Source organism: Candidatus Bathyarchaeota archaeon, from assembly GCA_029882535.1.
In the GTDB taxonomy this organism is placed as follows: domain Archaea; phylum Thermoproteota; class Bathyarchaeia; order Bathyarchaeales; family SOJC01; genus JAOUKM01.
Genome location: JAOUKM010000034.1, coordinates 1 through 16,066, shown reverse-complemented (window position 1 = coordinate 16,066; position 16,066 = coordinate 1). Strand labels below are relative to the sequence as shown.

Genomic DNA, 16,066 nt, shown 5'->3' with positions numbered 1-16,066 from the left:
GAAACCCCCAGAAACTCTATCTAGCTGCTCACTCAAGGTATCAGAAATAATCTCTTTAACCATTTTTCCGCTTCAAACTCTACCAGTTGGGTTGGGTATTCTGACAGAATCTTCTTTATGCCCTCCTAGTCTCAGGTGCCGTGGCTTTTTACTACAATTTCTAGATTCGTGTTTTTCTCACTCAATTTTTCGTGGTAACTTCCATGTAAACTCGCAACTGTCTAAACGGTTAGCTTTAACAAATTTAAGATAGTAGAAAGTGAAAGTAGTAAAATTTTGAGGATTTGCCTAGAAGCTAGCAGATTGGGATTCTTCCATAAGCTAAGTCCATTGTAAACTTGTCTATATTTGCCAGCTCTGCATCCACAACTTCCGCTATACTCTCCTGAAGGCTTTCCAAAGAATTCCCAGACTGCAACACGATCTGCGCAGCAGCAATCGCCGGCTGGTCAATAGGCTTGCCAATCTGGCTAAGCAACCATATATAAACCTCTTCTAACCCCGGCACCTGTTCATAGACACTGTTGGCAATGCGGTGCGTCAAAAGATTGTATATCTTCCCAACGTGGCTGACAGGATTTTTGCCCGCGGCAGCCTCGGAGCATGTTGGACGGTTCAAAGGTATTACTCCATTAACACGATTCCCTCTTCCCACCTCTCCTGAATCAGCGCTCTCGGCGCTCGTGCCCAGCACAGTTAAATAGACCCCGCCTACACCACGGCCTTCAACATCCAACGTGTTCAAGTCAACATTAACTTTGTCGAATGTTACGTTTGTTTTTATGAAAAGTTGAAGGTCTTCAAGAATCTCGCTCTTCTTTCTAAAGTAGTCTCTCTCATCTTCTACATACCGGTCGATAAAAGCCATTGAAATTGTCAAGTTAAGTTCGCTGTTCTTTCTCAACCCCATAACTTTAATGTCTTCCCCAGATTCTGGAAACTTCTTCTTAAACAACGGAGAGTTAGCATACTGCTCAGTCTTCAAGATGATTCTTTCTAGTCTAGTCATGGGCGCGTAGCCGACAGCGGCCGAAGTGTCATTTGCTCCAAGCACTGTTCCTTTTCGGTTAAAGATGTCGACGAGTTCTGGAGAGCCAGGTTTCAATTCAACTTGATATTGGATATGTTTTTCTGGGTCAACAAAACGTAGGTGACTTCTTATCCATTCTTTGGCTGCTTGAAGAGCCAATTCCTTGACTGGTATTGTAACGCCGTTTGCTTCACTTGTGGCTCTATCGCCTATTATAAGGAGCATGGGTTCTTTTATGTTGCCTCCGCCAAATTTAGGTTCTACGTCGCCTGCTACTAGTAGGGATTTGTCAGCATTGTGGTGCAGGATGGAGCCGACTTTTTCTAGATATTCTTTACATAGTGTGACAGAGACGTTGTCCATGATAGCGTCGCATATCGAGTCTGGATGCCCAAGTCCCTTTCTTTCCACGATTTCAACTCTTTGCTGCTCTATAGGCGTGTGCTTGGAGTGGTCAACTACTATGTTTCTCAACGGAAGTTCACCTTGGCAAGGCTTATAAAATGCTTGAGAATATATATTTTGCGATATCTGTTACGCATAAAAAATAACTGTGGGTTATGAAACGTGATATTGACAGGCATCCAGCTTAAGAAACTTAGAACCGACGCAGGGCTCACTCAACGACAACTAGCTCAGCTGGTCGGAGTCTCCCAAGCACATATCGCGAAAATAGAAAACGAGAAAGTAGACCCCAGATTATCAACAGTCAACAAAATTCTTCAAGTGCTAACTGAAGGAGAAGGAAGAAAATGTAAAGATATCATGACCCGAAACGTGATCTTCGCCAAACCAAACGATAGGATTCTAAAAGTAACTAGAGTTATGATGAAACAGGCAATCTCCCAACTGCCTGTAACGCAAAACGACAAAATCATTGGCACGTTGACGGAAGAAAGTATAATCAAAAACCTACACGCTAACATAGCAGACGAAACTGTTGAAAATATAATGGGGCCTCCGTTGCCGTGTGTTCCAGGAGACACAAGTGTAAGTATGATTCGCCCTTTGTTGGAAGATAATCCGGGAGTCCTAGTTATGCAGAAAGGTGATGTGGTAGGTATAGTAACTCGCTCCGACTTGTTGAAAACTGTTTCTAAGATGGCATAGCAGTCTTTCCTTCTACAATTTACTGTCAATTCTTATTTTCAAAGATGTGCAAAATTGATAAATACTTGTATTTATAACTGAAAAAACATGGAAGACTCTGTCGGAATGGAGTGCGGCGTATTCAGTGCCATCGATTTCGAACGGAACCCTATCTTTCCACATGTTTATTGGGGCATGCGCGCCCAAAACCATAGAGGACACCAATCCCACGGCTTCTTAACTTTCGACGGCAAATTCAACATCTACCACAGTTTAGACCTCATTCCAAAAATAAAGAGGAAAGAAATTCAAGAATGGCTAACTCGCCTACCTGGCCATGTCGGCATTGCAAATGTACGATATACGACATCGGGTTGTCTAGACGAGGAAGCATTAATTAGAGGCACGCAGCCAGTTACGGTGGAGACAGAGAAGCTAAAGTTGGCTATCTCGTTTAACGGAAACATTGTCAATACCGTTCGACTGAAAAAAGAAATCTGTAAAACTTTCCCCGATTTTACTTACGAATGTGATGCCGAATTAATCTGCAGAAAACTTGCAATAGAACTCAAGAAAGGCTGTGATTTGCAGTCTGCGGTTAAAACTTGCATGGAACAAATTGAGGGTGCATTTTCAGTAAGTGGCATAACCCAAGAAGGTGACTTATTTGCCTTTAAAGATCCTTATGGATTGCGACCTCTTTGCAGCGGTTTCAACTCCAATGGGAACATTTGTGCTTTTTCTTCTGAAACGGTGGGTCTTGACATAAATGGTTTTAACCACGGCTTTGAAGTAGAGCCTGGAGAGTTTGTTACAGCTTCCAAGGGAGGTTTTGAGCGTGAACAGCTCATGGCTAAAAAGAGAAGAGCTCTTTGCGCTTTTGAGTTTGCTTATTTTGCTCGTCCAGACTCGAAGCTTAACGGTAAATACGTGTATGAGGTTAGAGAAGAGTTTGGAAAAAATCTGGGAAGAGAAAATTCAGATATCATAAAAGACGCTGATTTAATTTTGTCTTTACCCGAGACAAGCAACGATGCTGCTTATGGTCTTCACGAAGAAACTGGGCTGCGCTGGGAAAAATGTACCAGAAGACACCGGTATGTGACTGATCGAGCGTTTATTCTTTTGTCGCAAGAACGGCATTCGACTATAAACCGGAAAATTAACATTGTAGACCACAAACTGAGGGGGAAGAATCTTATAGTTGTCGACGACAGCATAGTGAGAGGCGACACCACAAGAGTAGTAATTGAAAAGATGCGGAAAATGGGCGCCAAAAAAATACATCTCTTCATCACGTTTCCCCGCATTATAGGACCTTGCTTCTACGGTATTGACATGGCAACCTACGGTGAGCTTATAGGTTCCACGCGGAAACCTGAGGAAATAGCTCGAGTGGTAGGTGCAGACTCGTTGAACTACCAATCTATAGAGGGATTCGTCAAAGCCACTGGTATGCGAAAAAACGAGTTGTGCCTTGGTTGTGTTACGGGCAAGTATCCGACGCCTCTCGCGCAGAGATTGGCAAAGTGGATGCGCAGAAGATTTGAGAGTGGACACAAAGAAATGGGAAGAATTTACGAGATAGATGTTGAGAATCTTGTTTGAAAATAATAGCCACTAGTTGCACAAGAATTGGAGGGCAAAGCGTATGGAAAAAGTGGGCGTTTTAGTCGTTTCCTACGGCGCCCGAGAAGTAGCCATGATAGACGCGTTCCAACGTAGTCTAGAGTACAGAACAGAAATCTTTGTTGTTGACAAACAAAAAAATCCTTTTAACATAAAAAAAGCAGTAGAACATGTTGTCGTTCCAGACTTGGATGTAAACACGATTTGCAAGTTTGCTGCGAAACGGCGGAACAAAATTAATTTTGGAATAGTTGGTCCTGAAAAGCCGATAATTAATGGTTTAAGAGATGTCATGGAGAAAGAAACAGGCATACCTATGATTTGCCCAACAAAACAATATGCCATCGAAGCAAGCAAAGTGGCTCAAAGGCGTCTTTTTGAAGAAGCTGCGCCGCTGGTTAACCCGAGATTTAAGGTTTTCAACCCAGCAGATTATCGCAGTACAACTGGTGTGAAGAAGGCTGTTTACATGTGGCTAGATGAGTTAGGCAATCAGGCAGTCGTGAAGCCGGACGTTCCAGCGACAGGAAAAGGAGTAGGCGTCTGGGGAGACCACTTTAACACTCGCCAACAACTATTTGACCACTTCTTGGCTAACTATGAACATGGGCAAGTGATAGTTGAAGAGAAAATCGAAGGGGAAGAGTCTAGTTTTCAAGCTTTTTGTGACGGAAAAAACCTTGTAGCCTTGCCCGAAACTCGAGATTACAAGAGAGCCTTTGATGGAGACAGGGGTCCAAATACTGGTGGAATGGGTTCTTACAAGAACAATGGTAATCTTCTGCCTTTCATGTCAACTGAAGACCGAGAGAAAGAAGTTGAAATCGTAACCAGAATCTTTAATTTAATGAAGAAGCAGGGAAGTGGCGACGAATTGAGGGGTGTTCCTTTCTATGTTGCCTTCACTCACACGGCAAAAGGATTGAAAATATTGGAAAACAACAGCAGACCAGGCGACCCTGAAATAATAAACATATTGCCACTTTTGAAAGGTGACTTTGTAGATGTCTGCTTTAAAATGGTAGAAGGCAACTTGACGAAAGTGGAGATTGAAAGAAAAGCTTCTGTGGTGACCTACAAGGTACCGCCCTCTTACGGCGGATATATGGACGTGTTTCCAGATAAAGTGAATCTAGAAGAAGTCGGGGAGCCTGTAGAACTGGAAAAAGCCTACGAGCTTGGGAACGAGGTTCGAGTTTATCCTGCTTCTATGGAACTTAGAGACGGTGAAGTTTATGCTCTTACCTCCAGAACCGTCGCCGTCGTCGGCATCGCAGACACAATCAACAATGCTCGCGAGCTTTCTCTAAAAGGCATAAACGCAGTGGAAGGCGGTGCCCTTTGGAACAGAAGCGACATAGCCTCCAGCGAACATATTCAGAAAAGTGTAGAGCATATGGAGAGACTGAGGCGTAAGAGCAGGTGAAGAAAGCAAAGAAAATCTTCATAACAGACTGTGAAGGACCGATTTCAAAAAATGACAACGCCTTCGAGTTAGCATGCCACTTTATTCCAGAAGGCGAGAAATTCTTCACTCAAACCAGCAGATACGATGACGTTCTAGCAGACATTGTCAAACGTGATGGATACAAGGCTGGTAACACCTTAAAACTTATTGTTCCTTTTCTCAAAGCGCACGAGATTACGAATAAGAAGATGGTTGAGTTTTCTGCTCGAAACATTTTGTTGATGGCAGGTGCAAAGGATACACTGCAATTTCTAAAGGGTAAGATGCTTAGTTTTATTGTAAGCACCAGCTACGAGCATTACATTCGCGTTTTGTGTCGTGCATTAGATTTCCCATACGAGAACACATATTGCACCACGTTAAACATTGACGCTTATTACATGGGCAGTGAGGAGAAGGAGAAGCTTAAGCAGTTTAGGCAAGAAATATGCGCAATGCCTTTAATTGAAATCCCTGAAAGGGCAACATCAGTGCAAGATTTTTCAGAAAGAAACCAACAGACGATGAAACGGTTGGATAATATTTTCTGGGAGGAGATTATGCAGATGGAGTCGGGTACAATGCTAAAAGAAGTCAATCCAGTAGGAGGAGTTGAAAAGGCAAAGACAGTAAGAAACATTGTTAATAAAGCTGGAACTGTTTTAAGCAGTGTAATGTATGTCGGTGACAGCATTACAGATGTTGACTGTTTTAGGTTGGTCAGAGAAAACGGTGGTTTCACGGTTTCTTTTAATGGCAACGCTTATGCGGTTCGCGAAGCCGAAGTTGCCGTTCTTTCAACAAACGCTGTTGTCGTCGCGGTTATTGCCGATGTTTTCAACAGGCTTGGCAAAGCATCCGCATACAATCTGATTGACAGTTGGGGATACACAGGTCTAAAAAAGTACAACGTGAATCCTTCTTTACAAAAGAAACTCCACAACTTATTCCCCGAAACATTGCCAAAAGTAAGCAAAATTATGGCTAATAACATGAAAGAACTTGCCATTGAAAGCAGCGCCTTCAGGAAGCTTGTAAGGGGCGAGAAGGTGGGGAGGCTGGGCTGAGATGCGCTTAAGCTTTATTTACCTTTCCTTCAGAGGTGTGTGTTATGAAGGCAAAAGTTGAAAACACGTACGCAGAAGTATTCGAAGGCCTCTACTGCAGAGTAATTATCACTGCCGAAGACGAAGAGATTTTACGCAGTGCTGCTGAAGACGCAACAGCGACCCCTTCAATAGTCATCGGCAGAGTTGAAGGCGGAATCGAAAAATGGCTAAGCCCGAAAGAAACACCAGACAGCCGCAGAGGAGCAGTTTTACAGTTTTGGGGCAACGTAGACTTCAAGAAGCCTTTGCAAAAGGCATTAGAAAAGTTTGAAACTGAACTGTCCTACCGCATCAGGCAAGACATCCTCGTAAAGCCTTTTACAGCCCTCTTCAACGCCTTGCCAAATCCTATAGGAAAATTGGACATGATGGAGAGGGTTGGGCATTGTGGAGATGGTTTTGAATGGGAAGAAGAACGTTATGGACGTCATATCATTGTTATTCCTCTGATGGTGCCCGACTTTCTTATAGAAAGACATTTGGGCTATGCAAGGGGAGTTATGGGTGCCAATTTCTGGTACATGTGTAAAACCAAGGAGGCGGTTATGACTGCGGGGAGGAAAGCCCTTGAAGCTATCGGTAGAGTTGAAGGAGTTATAGTTCCTTTCGGCATATGTTCTGCTGGTTCAAAACCTGAAACCAAATTTCCATCAATCGGCCCTACGACCAATCACATCTATTGTCCCTCGTTAAAGAAGAAACTTGCCAGTGCATCCAAGGTAGCTGAGGACATTCGTTTTATTCCCGAAATTGTAATTAATGGTGTTTCGCTAGACGCTGTGAAGGCAGCGATGAAAGCTGGAATCGAAGCAGCACGTAGTGTAAAGGGAGTCCGTATTATCTCCGCTGGCAATTATGGAGGCAAACTGGGCAAGTACAAGATTTACCTGCGAGAGCTGTTCCTATGACTAAATTCGACGTTGTTGGCTTTGGCGCCTTGAACGTAGATGAGCTTTTCAAAGTGAATAAGATAGCTGGAAAAGAAGAGGAAAGTTTTGTTGTCGAATCGAAGGAATCGTGCGGTGGCTCCGCTGCAAATACTATCGTAGGCTTGGCGCGTTTAGGGCTAGAAACTGGTTATGTTGGCAAAGTTGCAGATGACCGGGAAGGGCGTCTCTTACTTGGTGGTTTTAGAATAGAAGGTGTTGACACAAATGGGATAGTTATCGCAAAGAGTGGACGAAGTGGCGTCGTTATGGGTTTTGTTGGCAGAGAGGGTGAAAGAGCGCTTTACGTGGCTCCCGGAGTCAATGATACAATAGACTTGAAAGAAGTCAACGCAGATTATATAAGAGGAACCAAGCTTCTCCATTTAACTTCTTTTGTAGGCGAAAAATCGTTTGAAAGCCAGAAGAAACTTGTTGAACAACTTCCAGCCAACGTCAGAGTAAGTTTTGACCCAGGTATGCTCTATGCTAAAAGGGGTTTGTCAGCTTTAAGACCCATTATAAAAAGAGCTTTTGTTATGTTTCCCAACGAAACTGAATTGAAACTGCTTACAAGAAAAGAATATGAGGATGCCGCTAAAATGTTGATAGCTGAAGGGGTAAAAGTTGTGGGAGTTAAGCTGGGCGGGAAGGGATGTTTCGTATCAAATAGTGAAGAAAGCTATGTGATAGAGCCTTTCAAAGTGAAAGTCGTCGATACCACTGGTGCAGGTGACGCGTGGAATGCTGGTTTTCTTTACGGCTTGCTTGAAAACAAGAGTTTGCTGGAATGCGGGAGGCTTGGAAATCTTGCGGCGTCAAAGTGCATAACGAAGATGGGTGCAAGAACGGGGCTGCCTCGACTCGACGACTTACATTAATTGAGTATGTAATTATAGAAAGCGCTACTTTTTCCTCTGTGCACCTTTCCTAGCTTTAAAAAAGCTAAAATAGGCAAAAACTAGCTAGTTGTGTCTTGTTGGGTTTGATATGAGGATACTTGTCTTAGGTTATGGAAACATTGGTTCTGTCATAGCCGCAGATTTAGCTGAAAGCATGCCTTCAACCGAGGTTGTTATGGCTGGTAGGCGTCGAAGTAAAGCTGACGAGGTGACTGCTGCTATCGATAAGGAAAATGTTGCTGGAATTCAACTGGATGCACGTAACTACCATGAACTTGTCAACACCATGAAAAAGTTTGACCTAGTAGTAGGGGCTTTACCGGGAGACATTGGTTATCAATCGGTTAAAGCCGCCATTGACGCAAAGGTAGACATGGTGGATGTCTCGTACATGTCAGAAAATCCCCTCACGCTAAACGAAGATGCCGTAAAAGCTGGTGTAATTGTTGTACCTGACTGCGGAGTAGCACCGGGAATAAGCAATTTGCTTCTAGGCCATTCCATCAGCAAACTAGACCGAGTTGAAAGCATTTACATAATGGTTGGCGGTCTTCCAGAAAAGCCAGTTTCTCCTCTGGGGTATACAATTACATGGTCACCTGAAGGTCTTATAGACGAGTATACCCGAACAGCAAGAATAGTTGAAAATGGCGAAATGGTGGAAGTGGAAGCGCTAACTGGGCTGGAAGAGGTTGAATTTCCAAGTGTTGGCAAACTTGAAGGTTTCTATACAGATGGGCTTAGAACACTTCTTCACACAGTAAAGGGCGTTAGAACTATGTGGGAGAAAACGCTTAGGTATCCGGGGCATGTTGAAAAGATTAAACTGCTAAAGGCTTTAGGCTTTTTTGACGAACAGCCCATAGAGGTTGGGAACGTTCGTTTGCCACCGCGAAAAGTTACCGTTAAACTCTTAGGGGAGAAACTTCAAAGACCCGAGATTAAAGACATTTTGGCATTGAAAGTGGAAATAAACGGAATAGCAGGAGGATCCAGAACTAATCACGTTTACTGGCTCCTAGACCGCTATGATGAAAAACGTGGAATAACAGCTATGGCAAGAACCACAGGATACCCAGCCTCAATCTTAGCCAAGTTGATAGCCCAAAAAGCAATAGACGAAAGGGGCGTTGTCCCTTTAGAAAAGCTGGGTGTTAAAGAGAGAGTCTTAAATAAAATCCTAGCTGAACTAGAAAAACGGCAAATTAAAATCATGCACAGTGCCGAATAATTCTCAATTTTGGGAATCGAAGAATGTAAGCCCCCACCATTTCTTGCTTGCGAAAAGCACGCATTACTAACTTATTTACTGTTTTCTTTTTTCCTTTGCCTTGGCGATTATAAATTCAATGAAAGGTGTTTTTGCCATAGTGTAGGCCTCGCGGTCCGAGCTGTACTTAATGGCTAATGTTTTCTTTAATTTGTAATACTTCTGAGCTACTTTGGGATGAGTGCGGAGATAATCACGAAACAGCAAATGCTTCTTCCAGAAATCACTTTTTAGTTCAACCATATGCAAATGGTAATGCTGCTCCTTTTGGGAATGACCTCTGTGAAAATAGCGTCTTTCGGGAATTAAATCTTCATGTTCGGGAACATATTCATAACCAATGTTTAGGAGAGGTTAAATACACTTCGCAGCGTCACTAAGATGAGGAACCGCAATCATCATGTCAATGATTGTTTTGGCTCCTAAATCATGGCCAGCAGTACTTCCTATGTGCTCAATTCGTACAATTATATTTCCTACAACCTTAAGAATCCGACGTTTCTCTTCTTCATAAAATTCAATCCATTGAGGGTCATAATCGACAACTTCAATTGTTTTACTCATTTCCCTCAACTCTAGGCTAGTATCTTCTAAAACTTTTTTGTTAAATATTCAGCAACCGATTCAAAGATTAATTTTCCATCACCAAAGGTTGGCACGGTCTCATTTTTTGTCCAGTCAGGCAACTGCCAACCAAAATAGGCTCGTTCAGGGTGAGGCATCAAACCGAAAATTGTTCCGGAAGGGTCGCAAATGCCTGCAATGTCATAGAAAGACCCGTTTGGATTTGATGGGTATTCTCCTTCAGCATATTCGCCGTTGCAGTGGCAGTATCTAAAAACCAGCTGATCGTTGTCCAGCAACTTATCCAAATATTGTTTCTCGTTTTCTTTTGCAAACATGAAGCGACCTTCCGAATGGGCTACAGGAATCCTTACAACAGAGCCGAAAGAAATCTCACCTGTAAAAACACAGTTTCCACTGCTTTCACGCTTAAGAGAGACCCATCTGCAATTGTACCCCGATGGAACATTAGTTCCCAAAGCAGCTTCTGGAAACGGGTTGATTCCGTCAAACTGAGGCAGCAACCCTGCTTCAACTAGAACTTGAAAACCATTACATATCCCAAGAATAGGCCGCTCCTCAACCACAAACCTCCCAACGTCCTTTCCCAGCTTCGCCATAAGCCGTTTCGCCCAAATAGCACCAGCGCGAACGTAATCACCATGGGAAAACCCGCCTGGAACAACAAGAACATCATAGTCCAGCAAACTATGCTGCTTAACAAGCCGATTAAAATGGACAACTTCTGCTTTCATCCCCGAATCTTGAAAAGCTCGCCTAGTCTCTGCATCACAGTTAGTTCCACCGACACGTAAAATGCAAACACGGATTTCTTCGCGCTTCATGTCTCCACCTCCAAGCCACGTTTCCAAACGTTTAAAATTTCGCCCAAATCGGCGTCTACCACTTTTTCGCCCTTCAAACCGTAGACACAAAAACGACGTTCCTCTGTTACTTCACCTATAACAGCACGAGGAACATCTCTCGTTATGGATTCAAATTTACTAGCTTGCCTTTTTGACACTTCCACAAGAAATCTACTGTTCGACTCGGAAAAAAGCGTGAAATCACTTCTACCAACATCGTTTGCTCTTGGAACATCCTTTAACCGTAGCTTCACACCATAGCTGCCACTAAAAGCCATCTCAGCAGCAACAACTGCAAGTCCACCTTCTGAAATGTCATGGCAAGCCCTAACACAACCACCATCAATCGCCTCAACCATCGCTTCCATTACATGTTTTGCTTGAGGAACTCTAACTTTCGGAACCGATCTGCCTACAAAGCCTTTGAGTCTATAGTATTCTGAACCGCCCAGTTCTGCAAAAGTTTTGCCAACCACATAAACCAGATTGCCTGGAGACTTCAAGTCGAGTGAGACTGTTTTTCTGATGTCGGGTGTGATGCCCACAGCGGTTATCAAGAGTGTAGGTGTCACAGGACCTAGCGGTGATTCGTTGTAGAGGCTGTCTTTTCCAGAAATAAATGGTGTTTTGAATTCTTTGGCAAACTTGTAACAGGCTTCGCATGCCTTAACAAGGCTTCCCAGCCTGTCCGGTTTTTCGGGGCTGCCCCAGACAAAGTTGTCTAGCAAGGCAATTCTTCGGCCGCCTACTGCAGTGTTGTTTCTGATGGCTTCGTCTACCGCGGAGGCTGCCATCCAATAAGGGTCTATTTTGCCATAGCGGGGGTTCATGCCGCATGAAATAACTATTCCCTTCCAGCTGTCTTCTATGGGCTTTATTACTGCTGCATCGCTGGGTCCAGCAAGCTTTCCATGTAAGGGTTTGAGCACGGTGTTTCCTTTTACTTCATGGTCGTAGGTGCGCACTACCTTTTCTCTGCTGGTGATGTTTGACGAAGACAACATTTTCAGAACATGGGGGCTTAGGTCGTGGGGCTCTGGGAAAATGGGTTCTTTGAATGTTACTTCGCTCCATTTTGCAACTCTTTCGGTTTTTGGTGGGGCAAACAAGAAGTTTATGTTCAGATCTGCAACCTCGTGACCTTCATAATAAATCTTTAAAGTGTTGTCGTCGGTAAATTTGCCGATGGGGGTGGCTTCGACGTCTTCTTTTTTGAAGATTTGTATAACTTGCTTTAGGTTCTTTTTTGGGACAAGAAGCAACATTCTTTCTTGAGATTCAGAAACGTAAATCTCCCAAGGTGCCAATCCCTTATATTTCAATGGAACCTTTTTTAGTTCAATACGAGCGCCACAGCCCATTCTGTGCGCCATCTCGCCTACTGCGCTTGATAAGCCTCCTCCGCCTAGGTCGGTTATGCCTGAGCCAAGTTTTCTGTCACGAACTTTGATTATGGCTCGTTTCAGTTTTTCTTCTTCGATTGGATTGGCGATTTGAACTGCTGGACGAGAAATTTCTTCCGATTTTTTGGTGAGTTCGGCGGAGGCAAAAGTTACGCCGTGGATTCCGTCTCGGCCCGTTCTACCTCCTACCAGGAGGATCGTGTCGCTTGGTTTTGCGTTTTTGACAAACTTGTCCTTTGGGAGTAGCCCTATGCAGCCACAGTAAACCACTACGTTGCCTACGTAGCTTTCGTCAAAGAATATCGCCCCGTTTACGGTGGGGATTCCCATGTTGTTGCCGTAGCATCCTATTCCCGCTACTACGCCTCTGAACAGGTATTTTGGATGTTTGACGCCTTGTGGAAGCTTGCTGTAGTCGTAGTCTAAGGGGCCAAATCCTAGGATGTCGGTGCAGGCTATGGGGTCGGCCCAGACGCCTAATATGTCTCGAATGACTCCTCCGGTGCCTGTGGCTGCGCCGCCAAATGGTTCTATAGCAGATGGGTGGTTGTGGGTTTCCACTTTTGCAGCAATTGCAAAGTCGTTATTTAATTCTATGATGCCTGCATTGTCTTCGAATACTGAAATGCACCATGGTGGGTTTAGTTCAGTTGTTGCTTTCGCTATGTAGGTTTTGAACAGGTTTTGGATTTTGCCTTTGTCAGTGACTACTGTTCCTTTGAAGGTTTTGTGGAAGCAGTGTTCTGACCACGTTTGTCCGATGGTTTGGAGTTCTACGTCTGTTGGGTTTCGGTTTTTTTTGGTGAAGTATGTCTTTACTGCTTTCATTTCTTCTAGGTTTAAGCCGATGCTGAGTTCTTGGCTTATTTCTACTAGTTGGTTGTCGTTTGCGTCTAAGATTTTTATTTCGTAGATTTCGAAAGGTGTTTTGCGGCGAGTGAAAGTAGTCATTTGGTTTCTTCAACCTGAAAACTGTAGTTGTCCTTGGTGGGGTTGGCTAACAGTTTTTTGCACATCTCCTCTACCTTGGTTTCTGCGTCGTTTCTGGAGTTTGCTTCCAAAATTATTGTGTACATTTTGCTTACTCCAACGTTTCTAACTGGGTAGGTGAGTTCTCTTAGGGAGCGTGTGGTTGTTTCTCCTTCTGGGTCGGAATGCCCTGGTTTGAGGCTTACTTCCACTCGAGCTTTGTATAGCATGGGTTATAATTAAACAGTTAAAAATTTAAATCTTTTGTAAGTGAAATTTAAACAAAAGTATAAAAAATTATCTGAGCACCAACGTCTTTTCCTTATAGACGGCTACAATTTTTTTCGTGGATGTTACTTCTCCAATGACTTCTGCCTTGTCTTTGCTTTTCTCCAAACAGTCTAACATGTCGTCTTGTTCCTGTCTATCTACGACTATGGCAAAGCCCCAACCCATGTTAAATGTTTTCAGCATTTCTTCATCGGTAATGCCCCCGAATGATTCTGCTGTTTTTTGTATAAGTTCAAAGATGGGTTGGGGCTTGAAATTATTAAACCTGAACCCTATTCCTTTAGAGAACTTCGTGAATCTGTCGAATTTCAGGTAGGCGTCTCCAGTGATGTGGACAGCTCCTTTAATCCTGTGCTGTTTGACAACTTCTCGTATCGGTTTTGCGTAGATTTTTGTGGGTTCTAAAACTTCATGAATGAGCGCTCTATCCAGGCCTTCTGGGACGTCATAGGGGTCGAATCTGCCGCCCCACTCTTTAAACAAGACTCTCTTTGCCAATGTAATGCCATTGCTGTGGAGACCTGAACTTCTTAAGCCTATCACAACATCTTTCGGCTTGATGTTGTTGCCGAATATTATGTGGTCACTGTCTACTTCACCGATACATGCCACTACAATATCGAACCCTTTGCCTCTTTTGAGTCCCCTTATGATTTCGGCGACGTCGCCTATTTCGCCGCCTGCCACGATACATTGGGTTTCGGTGGCAGCTTTTGTTATGCCTTTCATCCACTCTTTCACAAGAAAAGGATCAGACTTGTGGGCATGAATGTTGTCGGCGATGGCTAGGGGTTTAGCGCCAGACCTAATCACATCGTTTACAACCATCGCCACGCCGTCAATGCCTATTGTATCATATTTTTCGGCTAGTTGTGCTAAGAGAACTTTTGTTCCAACTCCTTCTATGGCAAGGTCGAGGTATCTGTCGCTTATTGGAAAAATATTGCCATAAGGAAGCTGTAAGACTTCGCCATAAACACTGAATTTGTAGGTCTGTTTCAGCATTTTTAAAGCAATCTTTGATTTTGCTCTCAGTTCTCTGTCAACGCCAGTTTCGGCGTAGGTTAATTTCTTGGGCACTTAGTTCACCTAACACATGAAATGGTTATCTCGTTTGGATTATTCTAGGCTCCACGTTAAAACTTTAACTCAATTAGGTTGAATGTCAATGGTTAGCAAGAATCAGGGCAAATTTATAATGAAGAGGGTTGTGGAGCGCTACAGCATTGTTGAAAAGAATCCACATCTTATCAAAGAGAGGTTACTGTCAGAACAGGATGTAACAACAAAATTCGTGCTGCCATTTCTTGAAGCATTGAACTGGCACATATATGAACTAGCAAAAGAAAGCCTGGAAACACACGAAAAAGCCTATAAAGAGAAATCTAATGTTGGAAAAGAGCTTCCAGACATCATTTTGAGAAGTGAGAATGTTACAGTTTTTGTTGAAGTAAAGAGACCTTCACTTATGTGCGCGCTTGTGGTAATTCCTTTAATACAACAAAACTGGAGATATCTCCAGCAAGACCACATTTTTCATTTCTGCCATCTTCCATCAAGGTCCATAATAGAGAGTGGTGTTCATAGGTATCTTGATTTCCTCTTTTGGTAGCAACCCCAAAAGTGTTTCTTCATAGATCTTGACCCGCAAGCCGAAATCGATTTGATATGTCCCTATTTCTCCGAAGTGGTATTGAATTCGGATTATTGTGCGGTTGCTTTCATATAGGATACCGTCTATCTCCGCCCAGAAGTGACCGCCAGTGCTGTTAGATGTTGGTCTAAGTTCTGGAATTACAAGGTCAATGTTTGGAATGAAAAAGCTCCTACTTTGCTCAATTTTGAACAGATACACCCAAGCATAGTTAACTGAAGGTAGCGGTTTCTCGATTTTCCATAGTGTTAGCCAGCGACCGCCGCTGCTCATAAAGGTGTAAGTGGCTGTGTAATTTGAAGGTGAGAGTTTCAAGGCTTCCGCTTCAGTAATGGTGGACAAGTGGTGTAGTTCTACATAAGTGTGGGCGTAGATTTCCAGTATCCCAAGAGTGGCAATTATTAAGGCTAATATAGCAATCAATCTGCGGTTAATGCGGAGTGTTGTGGCTTTCCTCTTTGTTTCCATAATTCTTCAATTAGATATACAAAATCTTAAATTCTAAAGCCTTTCTAATCAGAAGAAAAAAGGCACTTCATAATCCATAATCCTTTATACCCTTCCCTTGAGGGCTGCGCGCATAAATACTCAGTCCGAGGGTCTACATGCATGCATTAGTTGAGTGCATTGTGAGGGGTAAGTTTTCTTTGTGTTTTTTACCCCCCACTCAATATTCTCTACGGTTCCATGCTTCCTTATTCCTATCTTATTCTTATCCAAAGAATGGTGTCCAAATCAGGTGTATACAGGTCTTTTAGCCGTCCGTTAACCGTTTACCGTCGTCCAAGTTGGTTGGTTGGTTGGTTGGTTGGACTAAATTTTAACCCCCAAACCCCTCAAGAATGCCATAGGCACATTACGGACGATCGCACTTGGAACAGATTTCAGCACGTAGGGGCCCTAGAGCATCCGCATGC

At 43.4% G+C, this 16,066-nt stretch carries 13 protein-coding genes and 1 pseudogene; 7 read left to right on the top strand and 7 right to left on the bottom strand.

Annotated elements, in window-relative coordinates; all coding sequences use genetic code 11:
• Positions 1-295: 295 nt before the first annotated feature.
• Positions 296-1,504, bottom strand: a complete 1,209-nt coding sequence (locus tag OEX01_07930; protein ID MDH5448909.1) for a methionine adenosyltransferase — start codon at positions 1,502-1,504, stop codon at positions 296-298.
• 99 nt (positions 1,505-1,603) lie between these two features.
• Here OEX01_07930 and OEX01_07925 point away from each other — a divergent pair, with 99 nt between their 5' ends.
• The 7 genes from OEX01_07925 to OEX01_07895 all read left to right on the top strand — a co-directional run bounded on the left by OEX01_07925 (position 1,604) and on the right by OEX01_07895 (position 9,363).
• Complete coding sequence (locus tag OEX01_07925) at positions 1,604-2,140, top strand: CBS domain-containing protein (protein MDH5448908.1); 537 nt, start codon at positions 1,604-1,606, stop codon at positions 2,138-2,140.
• A gap of 87 nt (positions 2,141-2,227) precedes the next feature.
• Positions 2,228-3,727 (top strand): amidophosphoribosyltransferase, encoded by a 1,500-nt coding sequence (locus OEX01_07920; protein ID MDH5448907.1) that lies wholly within the window; start codon positions 2,228-2,230, stop codon positions 3,725-3,727.
• A 43-nt stretch (positions 3,728-3,770) separates the two neighbouring features.
• Positions 3,771-5,174, top strand: a complete 1,404-nt coding sequence (locus tag OEX01_07915) for a hypothetical protein (protein MDH5448906.1) — start codon at positions 3,771-3,773, stop codon at positions 5,172-5,174.
• Positions 5,171-6,262: a hypothetical protein gene (locus tag OEX01_07910; protein ID MDH5448905.1), complete on the top strand. Its 1,092-nt coding sequence runs from the start codon at positions 5,171-5,173 to the stop codon at positions 6,260-6,262. The genes OEX01_07915 and OEX01_07910 overlap by 4 nt, the downstream gene beginning before the upstream one ends.
• Positions 6,263-6,306: 44 nt before the next feature.
• Positions 6,307-7,212 carry a formylmethanofuran--tetrahydromethanopterin N-formyltransferase gene (locus OEX01_07905; GenBank protein ID MDH5448904.1) on the top strand — a complete coding sequence of 302 codons (906 nt, stop codon included), beginning with the start codon at positions 6,307-6,309 and terminating at the stop codon, positions 7,210-7,212.
• Entirely contained in the window at positions 7,209-8,111 is a 903-nt protein-coding gene (locus OEX01_07900; GenBank protein MDH5448903.1) for a carbohydrate kinase family protein, read from the top strand. The genes OEX01_07905 and OEX01_07900 overlap by 4 nt, the downstream gene beginning before the upstream one ends.
• 88 nt (positions 8,112-8,199) lie before the next feature.
• Positions 8,200-9,363 carry a saccharopine dehydrogenase family protein gene (locus tag OEX01_07895; GenBank protein MDH5448902.1) on the top strand — a complete coding sequence of 388 codons (1,164 nt, stop codon included), beginning with the start codon at positions 8,200-8,202 and terminating at the stop codon, positions 9,361-9,363.
• 75 nt (positions 9,364-9,438) lie between these two features.
• Here OEX01_07895 and OEX01_07890 read toward each other — a convergent pair.
• The 6 genes and pseudogenes from OEX01_07890 to OEX01_07865 all read right to left on the bottom strand — a co-directional run bounded on the left by OEX01_07890 (position 9,439) and on the right by OEX01_07865 (position 15,617).
• Positions 9,439-9,966, bottom strand: a pseudogene (locus OEX01_07890) (GrpB family protein).
• 26 nt (positions 9,967-9,992) lie between these two features.
• The gene (gene purQ, locus OEX01_07885) at positions 9,993-10,811 is read right to left on the bottom strand and encodes a phosphoribosylformylglycinamidine synthase subunit PurQ (protein ID MDH5448901.1); all 819 of its coding nucleotides are present in this window, start codon (positions 10,809-10,811) and stop codon (positions 9,993-9,995) included.
• Positions 10,808-13,186 (bottom strand): phosphoribosylformylglycinamidine synthase subunit PurL, encoded by a 2,379-nt coding sequence (gene purL, locus OEX01_07880; protein ID MDH5448900.1) that lies wholly within the window; start codon positions 13,184-13,186, stop codon positions 10,808-10,810. The genes purQ and purL overlap by 4 nt, the downstream gene beginning before the upstream one ends.
• Positions 13,183-13,434 (bottom strand): phosphoribosylformylglycinamidine synthase subunit PurS, encoded by a 252-nt coding sequence (gene purS, locus OEX01_07875; GenBank protein MDH5448899.1) that lies wholly within the window; start codon positions 13,432-13,434, stop codon positions 13,183-13,185. The genes purL and purS overlap by 4 nt, the downstream gene beginning before the upstream one ends.
• Before the next feature lie 67 nt (positions 13,435-13,501).
• On the bottom strand, positions 13,502-14,575 hold the full coding sequence (gene purM, locus OEX01_07870) for a phosphoribosylformylglycinamidine cyclo-ligase (GenBank protein ID MDH5448898.1): 1,074 nt from the start codon (positions 14,573-14,575) through the stop codon (positions 13,502-13,504).
• Between the two features lie 475 nt (positions 14,576-15,050).
• Positions 15,051-15,617 carry a hypothetical protein gene (locus OEX01_07865; GenBank protein MDH5448897.1) on the bottom strand — a complete coding sequence of 189 codons (567 nt, stop codon included), beginning with the start codon at positions 15,615-15,617 and terminating at the stop codon, positions 15,051-15,053.
• Between the last annotated feature and the right edge of the window lie 449 nt (positions 15,618-16,066).

Coding starts and splice junctions, on each gene's coding strand:
- OEX01_07920 (MDH5448907.1), top strand. CDS start 2,228: ATGGAAGACTCTGTCGGAATGGAGTGCGGCGTATTCAGTGCCATCGAT.
- OEX01_07915 (MDH5448906.1), top strand. CDS start 3,771: ATGGAAAAAGTGGGCGTTTTAGTCGTTTCCTACGGCGCCCGAGAAGTA.
- OEX01_07905 (MDH5448904.1), top strand. CDS start 6,307: ATGAAGGCAAAAGTTGAAAACACGTACGCAGAAGTATTCGAAGGCCTC.
- OEX01_07900 (MDH5448903.1), top strand. CDS start 7,209: ATGACTAAATTCGACGTTGTTGGCTTTGGCGCCTTGAACGTAGATGAG.
- purQ (MDH5448901.1), bottom strand. CDS start 10,811: ATGAAGCGCGAAGAAATCCGTGTTTGCATTTTACGTGTCGGTGGAACT.
- purL (MDH5448900.1), bottom strand. CDS start 13,186: ATGACTACTTTCACTCGCCGCAAAACACCTTTCGAAATCTACGAAATA.
- purS (MDH5448899.1), bottom strand. CDS start 13,434: ATGCTATACAAAGCTCGAGTGGAAGTAAGCCTCAAACCAGGGCATTCC.
- OEX01_07865 (MDH5448897.1), bottom strand. CDS start 15,617: ATGGAAACAAAGAGGAAAGCCACAACACTCCGCATTAACCGCAGATTG.